This is a genomic window from Oceanobacillus indicireducens (genome assembly GCF_014647195.1).
In the GTDB taxonomy this organism is placed as follows: Bacteria; Bacillota; Bacilli; order Bacillales; family Amphibacillaceae; genus Oceanobacillus; species Oceanobacillus indicireducens.
Genome location: NZ_BMOS01000022.1, coordinates 1 through 17,534 on the forward strand (window position 1 = coordinate 1; position 17,534 = coordinate 17,534).

The 17,534-nt window shown below is 37.1% G+C and carries 15 protein-coding genes, 1 pseudogene and 1 riboswitch; of the genes and pseudogenes, 13 read left to right on the plus strand and 3 right to left on the minus strand.

The window, feature by feature from the left end; translation table 11 throughout:
• Positions 1-491: 491 nt before the first annotated feature.
• The gene (locus tag IEX94_RS13595; protein ID WP_188858259.1) at positions 492-1,220 is read left to right on the plus strand and encodes a Fic family protein; all 729 of its coding nucleotides are present in this window, start codon (positions 492-494) and stop codon (positions 1,218-1,220) included.
• Between the two features lies 1 nt (position 1,221).
• Positions 1,222-1,947: pseudogene (locus IEX94_RS13600) on the plus strand (class I SAM-dependent methyltransferase); the annotation flags it as partial.
• Between the two features lie 387 nt (positions 1,948-2,334).
• On the opposite strand, the gene IEX94_RS13605 reads toward IEX94_RS13600, so the two are convergent.
• Positions 2,335-3,354: an AI-2E family transporter gene (locus IEX94_RS13605; RefSeq protein WP_188858261.1), complete on the minus strand. Its 1,020-nt coding sequence runs from the start codon at positions 3,352-3,354 to the stop codon at positions 2,335-2,337.
• Between the two features lie 261 nt (positions 3,355-3,615).
• Positions 3,616-3,727, plus strand: a riboswitch (SAM riboswitch).
• A 165-nt stretch (positions 3,728-3,892) separates the two neighbouring features.
• On the opposite strand from IEX94_RS13605, the gene IEX94_RS13610 reads away from it, so the two are divergent.
• From IEX94_RS13610 to IEX94_RS13645, 8 genes are all read left to right on the plus strand, one after another.
• Positions 3,893-4,876 carry an aliphatic sulfonate ABC transporter substrate-binding protein gene (locus tag IEX94_RS13610; protein WP_188858263.1) on the plus strand — a complete coding sequence of 328 codons (984 nt, stop codon included), beginning with the start codon at positions 3,893-3,895 and terminating at the stop codon, positions 4,874-4,876.
• A gap of 16 nt (positions 4,877-4,892) precedes the next feature.
• Positions 4,893-5,735, plus strand: a complete 843-nt coding sequence (locus IEX94_RS13615) for an ABC transporter permease (protein WP_188858265.1) — start codon at positions 4,893-4,895, stop codon at positions 5,733-5,735.
• A 13-nt stretch (positions 5,736-5,748) separates the two neighbouring features.
• Entirely contained in the window at positions 5,749-6,450 is a 702-nt protein-coding gene (locus IEX94_RS13620) for an ABC transporter ATP-binding protein (protein WP_188858267.1), read from the plus strand.
• A 15-nt stretch (positions 6,451-6,465) separates the two neighbouring features.
• Positions 6,466-8,169 (plus strand): acetate--CoA ligase, encoded by a 1,704-nt coding sequence (acsA, locus tag IEX94_RS13625; RefSeq protein ID WP_188858269.1) that lies wholly within the window; start codon positions 6,466-6,468, stop codon positions 8,167-8,169.
• Positions 8,170-8,225: 56 nt separating this feature from the next.
• Complete coding sequence (locus IEX94_RS13630; RefSeq protein WP_188858271.1) at positions 8,226-8,903, plus strand: carboxymuconolactone decarboxylase family protein; 678 nt, start codon at positions 8,226-8,228, stop codon at positions 8,901-8,903.
• Between the two features lie 246 nt (positions 8,904-9,149).
• Positions 9,150-9,359 carry a helix-turn-helix transcriptional regulator gene (locus IEX94_RS13635; RefSeq protein ID WP_188858273.1) on the plus strand — a complete coding sequence of 70 codons (210 nt, stop codon included), beginning with the start codon at positions 9,150-9,152 and terminating at the stop codon, positions 9,357-9,359.
• Complete coding sequence (locus IEX94_RS13640; RefSeq protein ID WP_188858275.1) at positions 9,356-9,778, plus strand: hypothetical protein; 423 nt, start codon at positions 9,356-9,358, stop codon at positions 9,776-9,778. Before IEX94_RS13635 ends, IEX94_RS13640 begins: the two co-directional genes overlap by 4 nt.
• Positions 9,779-9,831: 53 nt before the next feature.
• The gene (locus tag IEX94_RS13645) at positions 9,832-10,926 is read left to right on the plus strand and encodes an ISL3 family transposase (RefSeq protein ID WP_188858277.1); all 1,095 of its coding nucleotides are present in this window, start codon (positions 9,832-9,834) and stop codon (positions 10,924-10,926) included.
• A gap of 322 nt (positions 10,927-11,248) precedes the next feature.
• Here the strand turns inward: IEX94_RS13645 and rocF are convergent, their stop codons facing one another.
• Positions 11,249-12,172 carry an arginase gene (gene rocF, locus IEX94_RS13650; RefSeq protein WP_188858279.1) on the minus strand — a complete coding sequence of 308 codons (924 nt, stop codon included), beginning with the start codon at positions 12,170-12,172 and terminating at the stop codon, positions 11,249-11,251.
• A gap of 334 nt (positions 12,173-12,506) precedes the next feature.
• Between rocF and IEX94_RS13655 the strand changes: the two genes are divergently transcribed.
• The 3 genes from IEX94_RS13655 (at position 12,507) to IEX94_RS13665 (ending at position 16,404) form a co-directional block, all read left to right on the plus strand.
• Positions 12,507-13,823 (plus strand): aspartate aminotransferase family protein, encoded by a 1,317-nt coding sequence (locus IEX94_RS13655; RefSeq protein ID WP_373290840.1) that lies wholly within the window; start codon positions 12,507-12,509, stop codon positions 13,821-13,823.
• Between the two features lie 209 nt (positions 13,824-14,032).
• Complete coding sequence (locus IEX94_RS13660; protein WP_188858283.1) at positions 14,033-15,397, plus strand: YjiH family protein; 1,365 nt, start codon at positions 14,033-14,035, stop codon at positions 15,395-15,397.
• 35 nt (positions 15,398-15,432) lie between these two features.
• Positions 15,433-16,404 (plus strand): C-terminal binding protein, encoded by a 972-nt coding sequence (locus IEX94_RS13665; RefSeq protein ID WP_188858284.1) that lies wholly within the window; start codon positions 15,433-15,435, stop codon positions 16,402-16,404.
• Positions 16,405-16,540: 136 nt separating this feature from the next.
• Here the strand turns inward: IEX94_RS13665 and IEX94_RS13670 are convergent, their stop codons facing one another.
• The gene (locus IEX94_RS13670; RefSeq protein WP_156857502.1) at positions 16,541-17,425 is read right to left on the minus strand and encodes a LysR family transcriptional regulator; all 885 of its coding nucleotides are present in this window, start codon (positions 17,423-17,425) and stop codon (positions 16,541-16,543) included.
• Between the last annotated feature and the right edge of the window lie 109 nt (positions 17,426-17,534).

The window sequence follows — 17,534 nt, forward strand, 5'->3', positions numbered from 1 at the left end:
TTTTGGCTATAAAGTTCTTTATAAAGACAACAGTTTAGACCGCAAACAGCTGAGGATCAGCACTGATCTTGCGCTACATGGATGGCTAACAGGTCTATATTGAAGATCCAGCTGCCATTGATGCAGCTTTTTGTGCGACGGCAGTTGCACAAAAAAGGCACTTCAAATTATTTTTTGGAATAGTGAACAAGGATGTTATTATATCTATTTATAGGCATGAAACTTAATTATTTTTACTGAACTTTCATTGTATTATACACTCATTAGAAAGAACGTAAGAAATACGGTCTTAAATCTGCACGTCGCGCGCCACAGTTCTCAAAACGTCAATCTTATATTACGTATCAACCCTTTCTCACTTCGGTGGGAGAGGGTTTTTGTATAAAGAATCTTATTCCATTTCTGCTATGTTATAATGAAAAGTAATAAAACGCTTGAGTAATTCTATAAATATAGCGTCATAATGAAAAATAGTGAGAGAGGTGAATTATTTGTTAAGTAATATTCTTAAAAAAAAGGAGCAGTTAGATGCTGCTCGTCCTTTACCAACACACACATTACGGACGCTAAAAGAAAAGTTATTTTTAGAGTGGACATACAACTCTAACGCAATTGAAGGGAATACGTTAACGTTAAATGAAACAAAAGTTGTTTTAGAAGGGATAACGGTTGGTGGAAAAACATTAAGAGAACATTTAGAAGTAATTAATCATAGAGATGCGATTCGTTATGTAGAAGAAATTATTAGAAATCAGGAACCTCTTTCAGAATGGCAAATAAAAAACCTTCATCGCCTTGTGTTAAAAGGAATTGACGATGCATATGCAGGTGTATACAGAGCAGAGCAAGTGTTTATTTCGGGAGCGGAGCATGTCCCCCCTGCTGCCTTTTTGATTCATGAAAAGATGGAAAAGATGATGAAATGGTATGAAAATGAAGGGGCCCTTCATCATGCTATTAAACGTGGCGCAATGTTACATGCCATATTTGTAGGTATTCATCCGTTTATTGACGGAAACGGAAGAACTGCGAGGCTCTTACTAAACTTAGAGTTAATGAAAGACGGGTATCCACCGGTTGTTATCAAAGTGGAAAATCGATTAGCTTATTATGAAGCTTTGGATAAAGCGCATACGACAAAAGATTATCATGATTTTATTTCATTAGTTGAAGCAGAAGTCGAAAATTCACTTGATCTCTATTTACAAGCGATAAAATAAGGATGAAATTTACAAGAGTGTAATCATATATTTCTTTAACAGGAGAGTTCAACTATCCCTAATATCATTAGCACGTTCTGCTTACTGTGAAAAAGTATTGCTAAATGAAGTTAATTTAGGAGTAGAATAATATGTCATACTCGGAGCTGGATTAGATACTTTTGGCTTCCGATATCCAGAGTTGAACAACAGCTTGAAGATTTTTGAAATTGATCATCCAGCTACGCAAGAATTTAAAAAGAAGAAGTTAAAGGATGTTAAACTTAATATCCCAAAAAATCTTCATTTTGTTTCTATGGATTTTACTAATAAGTTTTCTAAGCAATATTTAATAGATAAAGGATTTGACAACAAAAAGACTTTCTTTAGCCTATTGGGCGTTTCATATTATTTAACAAAAGAGGAAAACGCGAGATTGATTAGTCATTTATTTACTAACATCTCACCGGGTAGTTCTCTTGTTTTTGATTATGCAGACGAAAAACTCTTTGAAGAAAAAGGGATGCCTAATAGAGTTGAAAATATGGTAAAAATGGCTTTAGCAAGTGGGGAACCAATGAAGTCAAGTTTCACTCATAATGAAATAGAGAGTATGTTAGAAAAATCAGGTTTGCTAATTTATGAACATTTATCACCAAATTCGATAAATGAACTTTATTTTAGAAATAGGACAGATTATTTATCTGCCTTTGAGACAATTCATTTTATACACACTGTAAAGAAATAATTTCAATAAAAGAAGGGGTGCTAAACATTTTTATTGCACCCCTAATTTATATATTATTGCGGATAATATAAAACCAATAGACTTGTAAGACCTTGTTATATCAAAAACGCCTGTTTGGATTTTTCCAAATGGGCGTTTTTTATAAATTAATATGCATGTGTATGTTTTAATAATTTGCATTTAGATCATTCATTTCGTTAATAAGCATATTGAATTTGAGTCGGACACTCCTGGAAATAATAAAAGTTCAAATTAAGAATCCAATTACCTCAAGTCTTAGTCAGCTCCCGTAATGTTTTTTCTCTACGGAGTTACAAGGACATCAAGCGAACCGCGAGCCTTTTTTATTTTATGAATAAGTGGGACAAATAACCCCGTGTCCCACCTCTACTCTATTTGCTCATGTTTATCATTATCGGTTACATCCAGTATATCCAGCAAGAATACGAACACTGGTATTCCGATAATTAATCCCCAGACACCAAAGAAATGCTGTGAAAAGATTAAGACGATAAATGTATAAAATACAGGTAAATCCGTTTTAGAAGACATCAATTTTGGATTAAGAATATACGCTTCAATTGCATGGATAACCATAATTGCGGTGAGCAAGTAAATAACGGTTAAAAAGCCCCCGATTGTATAGGCGATGAGAGATAGCGGGATAAGTGAAATGATTACACCTGCAACAGGGATAAGCCCTAAGAAAAAGACCATAATCGCTAATCCAAAGATCTGTGGGAATCCAAGAATGATTAATACAATGACCGTAAGAAATGTATTAATCAGGGCAATCATAAATTGTGCTTCAATTACTTTGCCAAAGGTGCGTGAAAACTTACTGCCGAAGTACTCGATCTCCAGGTAAAATGGCGCAACCTTACTTTTTTTGAACTTACTCGTAAATGCAAGTAGGCGGGGTTTTTCGAGCAGGAAGAATAAGCTAAGTATTAACGAGATTAAAACCTGTACACTTACCGTGCTAATATCTGTAATCGATTTTAAGAGAAATGAAAAGCCGTTTTCTATGTAGCTCGTAATTTGAGCGCTTGAAATAATCGGTTCTATAAAACTAAAAACTGGATTATTATACGATTGGATGGAGAAATTTGAAATCTGCCCAATGACTTGACTGATTTCCATCGTAATAATTGGTAAGTATTTTACAGCTCCTACTGTTAATAAACCGACGATTACGGAGTATAGCAATAACACGAGAATCGATCGGTTAAATTTGATCCGTTTCACTGTAAATTCAACTAGCCCATTCATCAAAAATGAAAAAATAAAAGTAAGGAGGATAATATTTATTAAACTTCTTACACTGTAAAGAATTAGAATGATTAAACCAAAAATAATAATGCGTTTTACTCCGGTTTTTCGGAAAAAGTCGACGATTGATTCCATATAATATTTCCTCTCTTATGCCATGTGAAGTAAGTTAACTAGTTTTGCCTATATCCTTTAGTATCCACTTATAGCAGGAAAAATACAAGATAAAATCTTAAGTAATTCTGCAATCATATTAAAACTGGGACAAATGCTCTGACCCTCTGTCCCACTGAAATTTTAAAAAAGAAGTTGACAATTTTATTCACTTTGATTAGAATAGTTTCCAATCGGTAAAATTTTAAAATAATTTGTTCAATACAATTACATATGTATACTCTCTTATTAAGAGTGGTGGAGGGAATAGGCCCGACGAAACCCGGCAACCTGCAGTTGGCTAAACTGCAAAGGTGCTAAATCCTACAGTTTTTAAGAATCTGAAAGATAAGAGGAGGAATTTTAAAACCCTCTTCTTAAGGAAGGGGGTTTTTTATATGAAACATCTTTGAAAAGATGGAAAGTCCACACTTAAACCCGACTATACTTATAAGGAAAATGATATTTAGCAAACTTAAATTGAAATTCAATATAAAAATAAGCCTAGGAGGAACTAGACATGAGAAAGTGGATTGCGTTTATTGCAGTAATGATTGGAGCATCGCTCATTATAACAGCTTGTGGCTCTGCCAAGGGAGAAGGAAAGGACACATTAGATAAAGTGGTATTAGATTATGCATATTATTCCCCGACAAGTCTGGCATTGAAAGAATTTGGTTGGGCGGAGGAAGTGTTTGAGGAGCAGGGGATAGAAGTGGAATGGGTGCTCAGTCATGGAAGTAATAAAGCACTTGAGTTTTTAAATTCGAGTAGTGTAGATTTCGGTTCGACTGCTGGGGCAGCTGCATTAATTGCAAAGTCAAATGGATCGGCAATTGAGTCCGTCTATATTTATTCGAAGCCGGAATGGACGGCACTTGTCGCAACAGCTGATTCTGACATTAAATCGGTAGAACAGCTGGAAGGAAAGAAAGTAGCTGCCACATTAGGAACAGACCCATACATTTTCCTGTTGCGTTCGTTGCAGGAAGTGGGACTTTCCTCACAGGATTTGGAAATTGTGAACTTACAACATGCTGATGGGGCAAATGCTCTTTTAACCGATCAAGTCGATGCATGGGCTGGGTTAGATCCACATATGGCAAGAGTTGAAGTTGATTCTGGTGCAAATTTATTTTTACGGGACCATGACAAAAATACGTATGGAACATTAAATGTCCGCTCTGAATTTGCAGAACAGCATCCAGAGGTTGTAGAAAAAGTAATTGAGGTCTATGAAAAGGCGAGAGAATGGGTCATCGAAAATCCAGAGGAGGCAGCGGAAATATTGGCACGAGAAGCAGATATGGATTTAAAGGTAGCCGAGAAGAGCTTGGAACGGAATGACTTTTCAGATCCGATTCCCGGAGAGAAGCAAATTGAAGCACTGAACGCAGCAGGTGAAGTACTGCAAGCGGAAAATGTCATTCAAGAAAATATTGATGTTAAGGAACTGGTGGAAGAATTAATCGTAGAAAAATTTTCAAAAAATGTAATTGAATGAAGTAGGGGGAAGAGGCATGTCGGTCAAAACAGATGTAAATGAAATATTTGAAGTAAAAGAAAAGAAAGCAATTAAGGTCAACTCAGAATGGAAGAAAGTGAAGGGGTTTGCGCTTGGTCTCATCATCCCAGCTGTTCTGTTGATCATCTGGGAAGTGGCGGTTCGTTTCAGCTTGCTCGATGCATATGTCTTCCCCGCTCCAACAACGATTGTACAAAAAATCATCGAGTTAGCAAATGAAGGGACACTTTGGGGGCATGTTGGGGTCACTTTCTATCGGGTTGCCGTTGGGTTCCTAGCTGGGATGGTTGCAGCAGTCGTAATTGGATCTGTTGTCGGTTATTTTAAATGGTTTGAACAATTGATGGATCCATTAATTCAAGCGTTTCGTTCGATTCCGTCGCTCGCGTGGGTGCCGCTATTTATCCTATGGATGGGGATTGGAGAGGCCTCTAAAGTGATGTTAATTGCAGTTGGTGTCTTTTTCCCAATTTATTTGAATATCGTTTCGGGAATTCAAGGTGTAGACCGGAAGTTAATTGAAGTTGGGAAGATTCATCATTTCACAGCCCTACAAACAGTTCGTCGCATTATTTTTCCAGCATCCCTCCCATCTTTCCTCGTTGGGTTACGGAGTGGGGTTGGTTTAGGCTGGATGTTCGTTGTTGCCTCCGAGTTAATGGGGGCGAGCCAGGGGCTAGGTTATTTGCTCGTTGTCGGCCAAAATACGTATTCACCTGAACTTATCATCGCAAGCATTATATTATTCGCACTACTAGGTAAAGCAACCGATTTCCTATTGAAGACATTAGAGGCCCGTGCATTAAAATGGCAGGATAACTTACAAAATCAGTTCTGACGGAGGGATCATCATGTTGAAAGTAGAAAATGCATCTAGAACGTTCAATAACGGACTGGCAGGCTTTAAAGATCTATCATTTGCCATTCAAGAAGGTGAAACGGTCGGGATCTTAGGGACGAGTGGCTGTGGTAAAAGTACATTGTTACGGGTGTTGTCTGGTCTGGATGCGGGGTTTGAGGGAGATATTGTACTTGCAAGCTTAGGTGAGCGACCAATCGGAATGATTTTCCAAGAACCGAGATTAATGCCTTGGCTAACCGTGAAAGAAAATATCTTATTTGGTGTAAAAGATAAGAAAAGTGTTGACGTGCAGGAATATTTGAATCTAGTCGGGTTGTCTGAATTTGGCAATCATTTTCCAAAAGATTTATCCGGTGGAATGGCGCAACGAACGGCGATTGCCCGCGCACTTATTGGAGAGCCTAGTGTTTTGTTATTAGACGAGCCGTTTAGCGCACTTGATGCTTTCACCAAGATGCAATTGCAGGATTTATTGTTAGAAATTCAAGAGATTCGCTCGACAACGATGATTATCGTTACACATGATATTGATGAAGCATTGTATTTATGCGACCGGATATTGATTCTTGGTGGTCAGCCGGGGAGATTGGAAGGAAAGCTGTCCATTGAGGAAGCGAAGCCCCGTGACCGGGGAGATTCAAACTTAGCAGCAAAAAAAGCTAAAATTTTAGATGTATTACATATTGAATAAGGGGGCTAACGAACGATGGGGAAAGAAGAAGTCATTGATTCATATGAAGGGAATTATAATATAGCAGCTGATCTGCCTGTCAGAGAGGATTTCACTTGGAAGACAATCGAGTCTCATTTTAGTTGGTCGGATACTGGAAAAGTAAATATGGTATATGAGAGTGTGGATCGCCATGTGGCAGATGGTTATGGAGAAAAAATCGCACTTCATTATTTCGGAGAAGCTGAAGAATATACATTGACTTACCGTGAATTAAAAGAGAAATCGGATCTTTGGGCGACAGTTCTAAAAAATAAAGGGGTGAAAAAAGGTGATTTCGTATTCGTTTTTTTAGAAAAACATCCTGATTGTCATATAGCTATGCTTGCCGCAATCAAGCTTGGTGCGATTGTCGGCCCACTGTTTGAAGCGTTTATGGAAGATGCTGTGAAAGAGCGTATTGCGGACTGTGAAGGTACTTACTTAATTGCTTCACCGGAATTGATCAAGCGTGTTCCGCGGGAAGAGTTGCCTTCCCTTCAGACGGTCTGGATTACTGGAGAGCCCGAGCAATGTAACGGTGATGAAATCTCTCTCTATGCGGAGGCGCGAGCGACACAAGCAGAAGAAGGCATTACCGAGTGGGTGGATTTAAACCACGGACTCAATATTCACTATACGAGTGGCTCGACTGGTCGCCCGAAAGGTATTATCCATGCACACCGGGCAATGATCCAGCAATACATCACGGGTAGATGGGTTTTGGATTTAAAAGATGATGATGTTTACTGGTGTACGGCTCATCCTGGTTGGGTGACTGGAACGGTATACGGGGTCTTTGCACCACTCTTAAACCGGGCAACGATTGTCATTCATGGTGGCAGATTTGATGCGGATGAATGGTATTCTGTTTTAGAGAAAGCAGGTGTAACGGTTTGGTATAGTGCCCCGACAGCTTATAGAATGTTGATGGCAAAAGGGGATGAGAAGTTAACAAACTATGATTTATCTAAGATTCGTCATATTTTAAGTGTTGGTGAACCATTAAACCCAGAAGTCATTCGTTGGGGGATTAAAACATTATCTAGACGTATCCATGATACATGGTGGATGACAGAGACGGGGGCACAGCTTATTGTCAATTTACCGACAGAAAGAATCGTTCCAGGATCAATGGGCAAGCCTTTTCCAGGGGTTGAAGCAGTGATTTTAGATGAGGCTGGAAAAGAACTTTTACCTGGAAAGGTAGGGCATTTAGCGCTGAAAGCAAATTGGCCTGCTATTATGCGCGAAGTTTGGAAAGACCCGGCGAAATATGAGACGTACTTCCCGTTTGAAGGCTGGTATGTGTCAGGTGACTTGGCGACGATGGATGAGAATGGCTATATCTTTTTCCAAGGGAGAAGTGACGATATGATTAATTCTTCCGGTGAACGAATCGGTCCATTTGAAGTAGAAAGTAAGCTGATGGAACATCCTGCAGTCGCAGAAGTTGGTGTTATTGGGAAGCCAGATGCGGTCAGAGGAGAAATTGTGAAGGCGTTTATTGTATTGAAGAGTGGCTATGAGACGAGTGAAGCGTTACTACAAGAATTGCGCCAATTCGTCCGTAAAGGTCTTGCAGCACATGCCTCCCCAAAAGAAATTGAATTTATGGAGGAGCTTCCGAAAACACCGATCAGCGGAAAAATTTTACGTCGGGAGTTAAAAGCGAAAGAGCTTGAAAAAGTAGGAGTTTAATTCATTGGAGAAGTAATTGTTTTTAAATAGATGAACATAACAAGGAGGAATTTATCATGAGTCAAGAAACAGTAGCTACAAATCAGGAAGCATTGTACCAAAAATCATATTTCAACCGTCTTGGTGAATTAGGTGATCTGGCGCCGGATGCGTTTAAAGCGTTCGCGCAGTTTGATAAGGTGGCATTGGCTGAAGGAAAGTTATCTAGAAAGTTGAAAGAACTCATTGCGATTGCTGTTGCACATACGACAGGTTGCCCGTATTGCATCGAGGTCCATGTGAAAGCGGCTAAAACTGAAGGTGTAACGAAAGAAGAATTGTCTGAAGTAGTTCTCGTTGCAACAGCGTTAAAAGCAGGATCTGCAATTGCTCATGGTGTAAACGCACTGAATGCTTACGATGAAATCCAGGATGAAGAATTATATAAACAATCTTATTTCAACCGGTTAAAAGAGTTTTCCGCCCTTAATGGCGATATATTCAAAGCGTTTGTAGATTTTGATACGTTGTCACTCAAGGATAATATATTAAGTGTGAAAGAAAAGGAACTTATCGCAGTAGCTGTTGCGCATACAACGGGTTGCCCGTATTGCATTGATATCCATACAAAGGGTGCAAAGAAAGCGGGTGTGACGAAAGAAGAGCTAGCAGAGTCGATCTTTGTTGCAACGGCATTAAAGGCGGGCTCGGCGATCGCGCATAGTGTGAATGCTTTAAATGCGTATGATGACTAAGATTAAAAGTCTATAGAAAAAACAATAGAAAAGCCGCATGGAAACAAGAGAAAAAAATCTAATATTCTCCCCCTATTCCATGTGGTTTTGATTTTATCATGTTATCGCCCGAACGAACTTAAATGGGGTATTCGGATTATCGTGTGGGAAAAATAACGACTGACTGTAAAGAAGTCTTTACAGTCGGTCGTTATTTTGTTATTGTATGTGTAAAGATATCTTTACTATGACTTGGAGGGGTGATTAATGAGGGTAATTAACCATATTCGAGAAATCCGCCTAAAAAAGGGGATAACCCAAGTTAAAATGGCTGAAGATTTACAAGTTACACGTCAAACTATAAATGCAATTGAAAAAAACAAGTATAATCCCAGTCTGGAGTTAGCGTTGAAATTAATAGCATATTTTGACGTACCAATTGATGAATTATTTATTTTAGAGGAGGATGACAAATGAATGTAAAGGATAGAAAAAAATGGGGAGCATTTTTAGAAAAGTGGACTCCTTTCTTTATAATTATTTGCACTTTTATGGGTGCTGTTTTAGGTTCAATTCTTATTTACTTTATTCAAGGAGAATTTCCGTCTGAAGTTCTTACAGCTGGTTTGATAGTAGCGGTTATTCTTACAATTATTGAAGTGGTTAAACAAAAAGGAAAAAAAGATAATCTTCCCGAAGCAGATGAACGAATCATTCGTAATGTGTTCCGTTTTTTTGCATACGCATCGCATATTTCCTTAGCTATTTTATTTATAGCTTTAGGAGTTTTTACACTTTTAGGAAACGAGTCGATTTCAATTTTTTACCTATGGATCTTTTTCTTTTCGTATATTTGGATTGTAGGTATAGGTTCTCTTATTATTAAAAGAAGATAATAGGATTTAATTAACAACCGAGTATTAACTACCGACAGTAAGGGATTGTAAAAATGTTAACCAATATGATTAATCTATCAAACTTTAATATTCTGGACGTCAATCGTTCTGTTACTAATAGGCTATTTAATTGGATTCAAGAAGCAAGCCTTAAAAAGACGTTTACTAGTGTTGCAGATGAGATTGGCGTTGATGAAAAAACTGTACGAAACATCTTTAATGACTACGTTGCTGAACTTGAAGATCAAACTGATTTTAGAACTCCTAAATGGCTTGGTATTGATGAAGTTCATTTGCTTAAAAACTATCGTTGTGTTATCACCGATGTTGAAAATAAGTCAGTAATTGATATTTTAGGAAAACTCAATAAGGATATGGTTATCAGTTACTTTTCAAAGCTCAAAGACATTGATAAAGTTGAACTTGTAGCAATGGATATGTGGAATCCCTATAAAAGTGCTGTTAACTCAGTGATACCACATGCCAAAATCGTAATTGATAAGTTCCATGTTGTTAAATTAGCTAATGAAGCCTTGGAAAAGATACGAAAGGCTAACCGTGAAAATGTATCAGCTAAAGAGCGTAGGCAACTCATGAGAGACCGTTATGTGCTTCTAAAAAGGCGTAAAGAGCTTAATGATTTTGACGATCAAATTAAACTGCAAGTGTGGACTGATATGTTCCCGTTACTGGGTCAAGCGTACGAGCTTAAGGAACAATTCATTGATATTTATGAAGCTAATACAGTCAACGAAGCCTATGAACTCTATCAAAACTGGCTTTCAAACGTACCCACAGAATTAATAATCTACTTTGAGGATCTGATTAGGGCAGTGAACAACTGGGAAGAAGAGATATTCAACTATTTTAATTCTCCCATTACAAACGCTTATACAGAATCCCTAAATCGCTTAATTAAAACAATGAACCATGTTGGTCGTGGATATTTGAGGCACTTAGAGCAAAGATTTTGTTTACTCAAGGCTATCGTAAAGCTAAAAAGAAAAAGAAATTCAAAGAGGTTGAGGTTACTTTCGGAAAAATGTTGCCTGATCAATTACCAAATTGGACACAAACTGGCTTTGAATGGGTATATGAAGAAATCTATGGTGCTGACTTTTCCACACTATTTTCCGATTACCCCTTAAATGTATCTAGTTCGGTTGGTAAGAACACCTTTAATTGCCCGAACAAACTCAAATCTAAGCCCGTTCGAGTGATTATAGCACTCCTAATCACCCGAACGAATTCAAAACTTGTTCAAATGGGCAATGAAAAATGAAAATGCCTATGCCCTCTTGATTAAGATGTTGGAAACGTGTCCAATACCATAATGAATTACTTGTTGCATTGCATTAATTATTCCAGGGAAGAGCCTACAGTTTCAGACTGCAAAAGTTAAATGAACAACTATTAAATATCTTAATACATGAAGATAGATTTATAGCTGCGTTCCTAAGATACTTTAATTTAAACTGTTGCTTTCGGTGGAGATGTTTTTAAGATTTTCTCACCTAGTAAAGAACCTATAAGATCAACTGCAACTTCAGCTGTTTTATTCCTTTCATCTAGAATAGGATTTACCTCAACGAATTCAGCAGAAGTAATTAAATTTGTATCCGCTAACATTTCCATTGCAAGATGACTTTCACGATAACTGATTCCACCGTTTACTGGAGTGCCTACACCGGGACAATCAAGTGGATCTAAACCGTCTAAATCTAAAGATAAATGGATTCCATCTGTATTTTTAAGATAGTCCATTGTTTCGAGTATAACTTGATTCATCCCGAGTTTATCAACTTCATGCATCGTGTATACCTTCAGGCCAATTTGATTAATCAATTCTTTTTCTCCCTCATCTAAATCGCGTATTCCAATCATCACTACATTCTCAGGTTTTACTTTTGGAGCCTTACTCCCGATATTGACAAGGGAAGGGTGACCATATCCTAAGCTAACTGCAAGCGGCATCCCATGAATATTGCCAGAGGGAGATGTATCAGGTAGATTGAGATCTCCATGAGCATCGAACCAAATAACACCCAAATCAGAATAATTCTGTGCTAATCCTGCTAGTGTTCCAATTGCTATACTATGATCCCCTCCTAGAATTAAGGGAAATGCTTGGCTTTTAATTATATTATCTACCTGTTCCTGTAAATCTATATTAGTCTTAAGAACTGCATGTAAGTTTTTCAAGTTTGTTAATGATAAATCATTCCTATCCTTGTTGCTGACAGCAATATTTCCATTGTCAACCACAGAATGGCCGAGTTCCTCCAGTCGTTCTACAATACCGGCATAGCGGATAGCATCTGGCCCCATGTTTACCCCCCTTCTTGATTGTCCTAGATCCATTGGAACTCCTAAAATTGAAATATTCTTTCCCATAAAAAGTACCTCCCCTATTAAAGCTTAAGGACATCTTAGTTCTTTAAGCGAAATGAATCAAACGAACATTAAATGTTAATAAATATACACTAATTTACCTCATGATTTTCTGATGGACGTTTATTAACACATGAATAATAGCATTTAGGTAATAAAACTTATAGTACTCTTTGTATTTTTATAAATAACTTTGAGGTTAATTACAAAAAAATCGTGGATTTAGACTCCTTCGTTAGTATTAATTTTTCTTATGGATTGCGTTTGACGAGGTTTTAATATTGTGGAAGAATGATGATTAATATTTCAAAATTTGCGGAAAAGGGAGATGTTATCAATGATTGATTGGAACACAATTAATAATGAAGGATTATTGGCACCCACGATGGCTAAAGATTTCCCTAATTTACCAGTTAAAAAATCTGAAGGTTTGTATTACATCGGTATGGATGATCGTAAATATCTAGATTTAACAGCGGGTATAGCTACGGAAAATACTGGTCACAGACACCCTAAAGTTATTGCTGCTATTAAAGATCAGGTCGATTATTTAATGCATGGCCCAATTGGTATTATCAACTACGAGTCTATTATTGAATTAGCAAAAAAGCTGCGAACCGTTTTACCTAAGCCGCTTGATTGTTTCTTCTTTAATAATAGTGGTGCCGAAGCAATTGAGGGTGCAGTAAAATTGGCGAGACACGTAACGAAGAGACCATATGTTGTCTCATTTATTGGCGGATTCCATGGAAGAACGATGGGAGCATTAGGTTTGACATCTTCTAAAAGTAAATACAGAAAGCATCTTCCGGTTGGAGGGAGTATGACCTACCAGATTCCTTATGCAAAAGTAGATGAAACACCACAAGGGGAAGATCCGGAGCTTTACTGGTCCGACCATGTAGAAAAGGACTTTGAATTACTATTTAATCATCAAGTTGACCCTGGTGAAGTTGCAGCAGTTATTTTAGAACCTGTCTTGGGTGAAGGAGGATATGTCGTGCCTCCGAAAGCTTGGTTGCAAAAGATTAGAGAGATTTGTGACAGGCATAATATTTTACTAATCTTTGATGAGATCCAAACAGGGTTTGGAAGAACCGGTGACTGGTTTGCAGCTAATAGATTCGGTGTTACTCCAGATATCATGGCAATTGCAAAGGGAATTGCTAGTGGACTTCCATTAAGTGCAACTGTGGCTTCGAGGGAATTAATGGAACAATGGGAAGTTGGGAGTCATAGTACAACATTTGGAGGGAATCCAGTGGCATGTGCGGCGGCATGCGCAACGATTGATGTTTTTAAAGAGGAAAATTTAATTGAAAATACTAGAATCTTAGGTGAGTATGCGTTGGAAAAATTAGAGAACCTCAAAGAAAACCATCCAGCTATTGGTAGCGTAAGAGGAATTGGATTGATGATAGGAATTGAAATTGTTCACCCAGACACAGGCGAGCCGAATGGGGAAGGATTAATGAACATACTTGAAAAGTGTCTTGAAAAAGGAGTTATTCTTTACTTGAGTGGTAATCAGGGGGAAGTAATTCGTATGATGCCACCTCTAACCATTGATAGAAAACATTTAGATCAAGGAATTGCTATATTGGGTGAAGCAATAGCTGAATATGAGCAGGATTTAAAGGGAGCAGATAACTGAGTAGCTTGGGAAAATAACTTTTTGTGTTTACCCCACAACATCATGTGAGTCATGATGTTCTAATCTGTGATAGGGTTTATTGTTTAGATGTGCGTTTGAATGTAAGCGGTATCTTGAGGAGGTAGACCTATTAAGAATTGGAAAATAGATATTCAGCATGTAAGTATGGTTTATGGTCTAGTGTGATCTAAGATTGGAGAGTGATCGTTATGAGAGCGCAAAAGAAGGAAGTTGAAGAATACTCAGTCTCAATATCTGGTTTGTTAAAGTTTATCATTCCTTCATTATTCGGAGTAATTATTTTTTTAATGCCAGTAAGAGATGCAGATAATAATTTTAATATCCCGCTTGGAGTAATCACTGAATTTTTTATTGATTTATTTTCAAGTTTTCTTCCATTCGTAATAACATTAGTAATTATCATTTCAACTGTTCTGTCAGTCATAGCCTATTTCTTTAAGCCTAAATTCATTACATCATCTAGAATGTTAAATTCAATGTTCAATACATCGTTTTTTTGGCTCGTCATAAGAGTCATTGGAATGGCAGCTATCATTATGACACACTATCAAGTTGGACTTAGTGTGGTGTATTCTGATAGTACAGGTGGTACAATGATGGGATTATTGACAACATTGATTATGTGGTTTTTAGTAGCTTCATTCTTGATGCCTTACCTGATTAATTTTGGGATTATGGAATTCACAGGAACACTATTACGAGATGTTATTAGACCATTGTTTACCCTGCCTGGAAGATCGGCTATTGATTTATTAGCGTCGTGGATCGGAAATGTTAACGTTGGCGTGGTACTAACACGGGAGCAATATAATACAGGATTTTATACTGGGAGAGAAGCGGTAGCCATTGCTACAAACTTTTCAACGGTATCCTTACCATTTTGTCTTGTTATTGCAAGAATGCTAGAAGTGGATCATATGTTTCCAGTGTTTTATTTAACGATTGTTATTGCAGGGATTATTTGTGCAATGATCATTCCTAGAATTCCACCGATATCGAGAATCCCTGATACATTCCATGTTGAGAATCATTATACAGAAGTAGTGCCAAAAAACAAAAATAAATTTGCTTGGGCGTTGGAACAAGCTGTAAAACGTGCGGAAAAGTCTGGTTCATTAAAGACACAATTGAAGCAGGGGTATGAAGTTTTTGTAGATATTTCATTTGTCTTGATACCTCAAGTGATGGCAATTGGCACGATTGCATTGATTATTGCAGAATATACATCTTTCTTCACTATTATTTCTCAGCCAATGGTTTATGTGCTAGAGTTCCTTCGAATCCCTGAGGCACAAGCTGCGGCGCCTGCTACGATCACTGGATTTATTGATATGTTTATTCCTGCAGTGTTAGCTTCAGGAATAGAAACTGAAATAACACGATTCTTTATTGGAGCTTTATCATTAGTTCAAATTATTTATTTAACAGAAATGGCAACTTTAATAATCATTTCAAAAATGCCGGCGAATTTCTGGGATTTATTAATTATCTTCATTCAAAGAACAATCATTTCAATGCCGATTATTGCTATCATTGCACATATTATTTACTAGACTTTAAAAATTAACTCAATAACGGAGGCAATTTTATGTTTAAAGTAGTACGTACCTTTGACTTTCCGGGTGCACTCGAAATTGAGAAAGAAATCTTTGGTGACCAGCTTGAAATTAAAGAAATTCCATCTTATACGGAAGATGATTTGATTAAAAACTGCAAAGATGCAGATGCTGTCATTTGTGAATATGAACCATTTACAAAGCGGGTAATAGATGCATTACCTAATCTAAAGCTGATTGCATTCGGTACGATAGGATTCAATTATGCAGATGTAGACTATGCAAAATCTAAAAACATTGCAGTATCCCATGTTTCAAAATACTGCATTAAAGAGGTTGCTGATTATACGATGGCTATGATATTGATGCTTAATCGTAGAATTAGTTCATTTCATCATCAAGTTAAAAAAGAAAGAGTATGGAAGTTTGATACATTTCCAAATACAAGAAGACTTGAAGAACAAACGATAGGTCTATTAGGATTTGGTAATATTCCTAGGTTGGTAGTCGAAAGATTGAAGCCATTCGGGTCAAAAGTAATTGCGTATGATCCGTTTATTGATAAACGTGAAGTGAAGGAAAGATATCATGTGGATCTAGTTTCTTTTGACAAAGTGCTGGCCGAGTCAGATATTTTAAGTATTCATCTGCCGGTAAATAATGATACATATCAAATCATTAATGATCAAAGTATCGCAAAAATGAAAGACCAAGTTATTTTTATTAACTCAGCAAGGGGACAATTGATTGATGAATCTGCAATTGTACGTGCCATTGATTCTGGGAAAATGCAATATTATGCTGCAGATGTATTAACTGAAGAAAACCCTGATTTGCACACCCATGCGTTTATGGAGTATGAAAATATAATTCTTACTCCCCACATTGCATTTTATTCCCAAGAAGCGATTCGGGAGGCTTCAATTGAAAGTGCAACAAATGTAAAAAACTTCTTTGAAGGGAACTATAAAAAGGCTCAGATTGTAAATGGAGTGTATGTATAATATTTTGCTAAAAAATTGAAGTATACTAGCATGTTATATTTTTAATTTGTAAGGATTAATTAACCCACATATTCATTTGATGTGGGTTAATTGATGTTTTTTGCATTAGTTTAGATATAACTGGCTTAGTTAAATTCTAATGATGAGTAGCTAGTGGCCAAGCGCTTTGTAATAGCTCATTAAATGTTTGAATATTTGGCTCTTCCGAACGAACCTTTAAATAAATAGATGAAGTGGTGACAAGATCAGCAATCCTTTCTAAAACGATAAGAGAACCATCCTCCAATTCTTCTTTGACTATATTCTCTCCTAATACAGCGGAGCCTGTCCCATTTAAAACAATTCGCTTTATTGTTTCATCACTACCTCCACAAATAATGGTTGATTCGGGTTTGAGACCCGTTTCTTTAAAGTAATTACTAGCAATTTCACTAAAACTACAATCGTCATCATAAGAAATAAATGGGTAATCAGAAAAAATTTCATCTACATTTTTTCCCTGACTAATCTCAGAGGAAGCGACTAATACCACATGCTCTTCATCTAAAATAATCTTATTTAAATCAGCTCCTCCATCGTTACCTGCCACTATGGCGATATCAGCAACATGGTTTCTAGCGCATGCAAGAGCGTGGTGACTATTTAGTGGGAGAAGGTTTAAACGAACATTTGGATACATCTCGGAGTAAGCCTTTATTATTAATGCAAGATAGCGCGTACAATAGTATTCAGATGCTGCAATCGTAAGAGTTCCATCAGGGCGGTGCAGTTTCTGCATGTCTCTTTCGATGTCTTCTATATAGGCAAGTAAATGATCTACATGTACCTTAAACTTCTTACCAGCGGCCGTTAAAAAGGTCTCTTTACCAATTCGGGTGAAAAGTTTATGGTTTAATCTTTCTTCTAAAGCTTGGATATGTAAAGTTACAGTAGGTTGGGTGTATTTCAATTCCTTTGCAGCTTCCGTTAAGTTTAATTTTTCCGCTACAACTTGAAATGTCTTTAGATTTCTAATTTCCATTTTATCGCTCCTTCCATAACAAACAGAAAAATATTACTGATTCTTCTAACTTTAATACCCTATAATATACCACTTTAGATTGTTATTAGCAGCAGAGAAGATTATAAAA

Bases quoted from the DNA above. Each gene is read 5' to 3' on its own strand.
- rocF (WP_188858279.1), bottom strand. From the start codon at position 12,172: ATGGGAAAGAATATTTCAATTTTAGGAGTTCCAATGGATCTAGGACAA.
- IEX94_RS13620 (WP_188858267.1), top strand. From the start codon at position 5,749: ATGTTGAAAGTAGAAAATGCATCTAGAACGTTCAATAACGGACTGGCA.
- IEX94_RS13670 (WP_156857502.1), bottom strand. From the start codon at position 17,425: ATGGAAATTAGAAATCTAAAGACATTTCAAGTTGTAGCGGAAAAATTA.
- acsA (WP_188858269.1), top strand. From the start codon at position 6,466: ATGGGGAAAGAAGAAGTCATTGATTCATATGAAGGGAATTATAATATA.
- IEX94_RS13640 (WP_188858275.1), top strand. From the start codon at position 9,356: ATGAATGTAAAGGATAGAAAAAAATGGGGAGCATTTTTAGAAAAGTGG.
- IEX94_RS13660 (WP_188858283.1), top strand. From the start codon at position 14,033: ATGAGAGCGCAAAAGAAGGAAGTTGAAGAATACTCAGTCTCAATATCT.
- IEX94_RS13645 (WP_188858277.1), top strand. From the start codon at position 9,832: ATGTTAACCAATATGATTAATCTATCAAACTTTAATATTCTGGACGTC.
- IEX94_RS13615 (WP_188858265.1), top strand. From the start codon at position 4,893: ATGTCGGTCAAAACAGATGTAAATGAAATATTTGAAGTAAAAGAAAAG.
- IEX94_RS13635 (WP_188858273.1), top strand. From the start codon at position 9,150: ATGAGGGTAATTAACCATATTCGAGAAATCCGCCTAAAAAAGGGGATA.
- IEX94_RS13610 (WP_188858263.1), top strand. From the start codon at position 3,893: ATGAGAAAGTGGATTGCGTTTATTGCAGTAATGATTGGAGCATCGCTC.
- IEX94_RS13665 (WP_188858284.1), top strand. From the start codon at position 15,433: ATGTTTAAAGTAGTACGTACCTTTGACTTTCCGGGTGCACTCGAAATT.
- IEX94_RS13630 (WP_188858271.1), top strand. From the start codon at position 8,226: ATGAGTCAAGAAACAGTAGCTACAAATCAGGAAGCATTGTACCAAAAA.
- IEX94_RS13655 (WP_373290840.1), top strand. From the start codon at position 12,507: ATGATTGATTGGAACACAATTAATAATGAAGGATTATTGGCACCCACG.
- IEX94_RS13605 (WP_188858261.1), bottom strand. From the start codon at position 3,354: ATGGAATCAATCGTCGACTTTTTCCGAAAAACCGGAGTAAAACGCATT.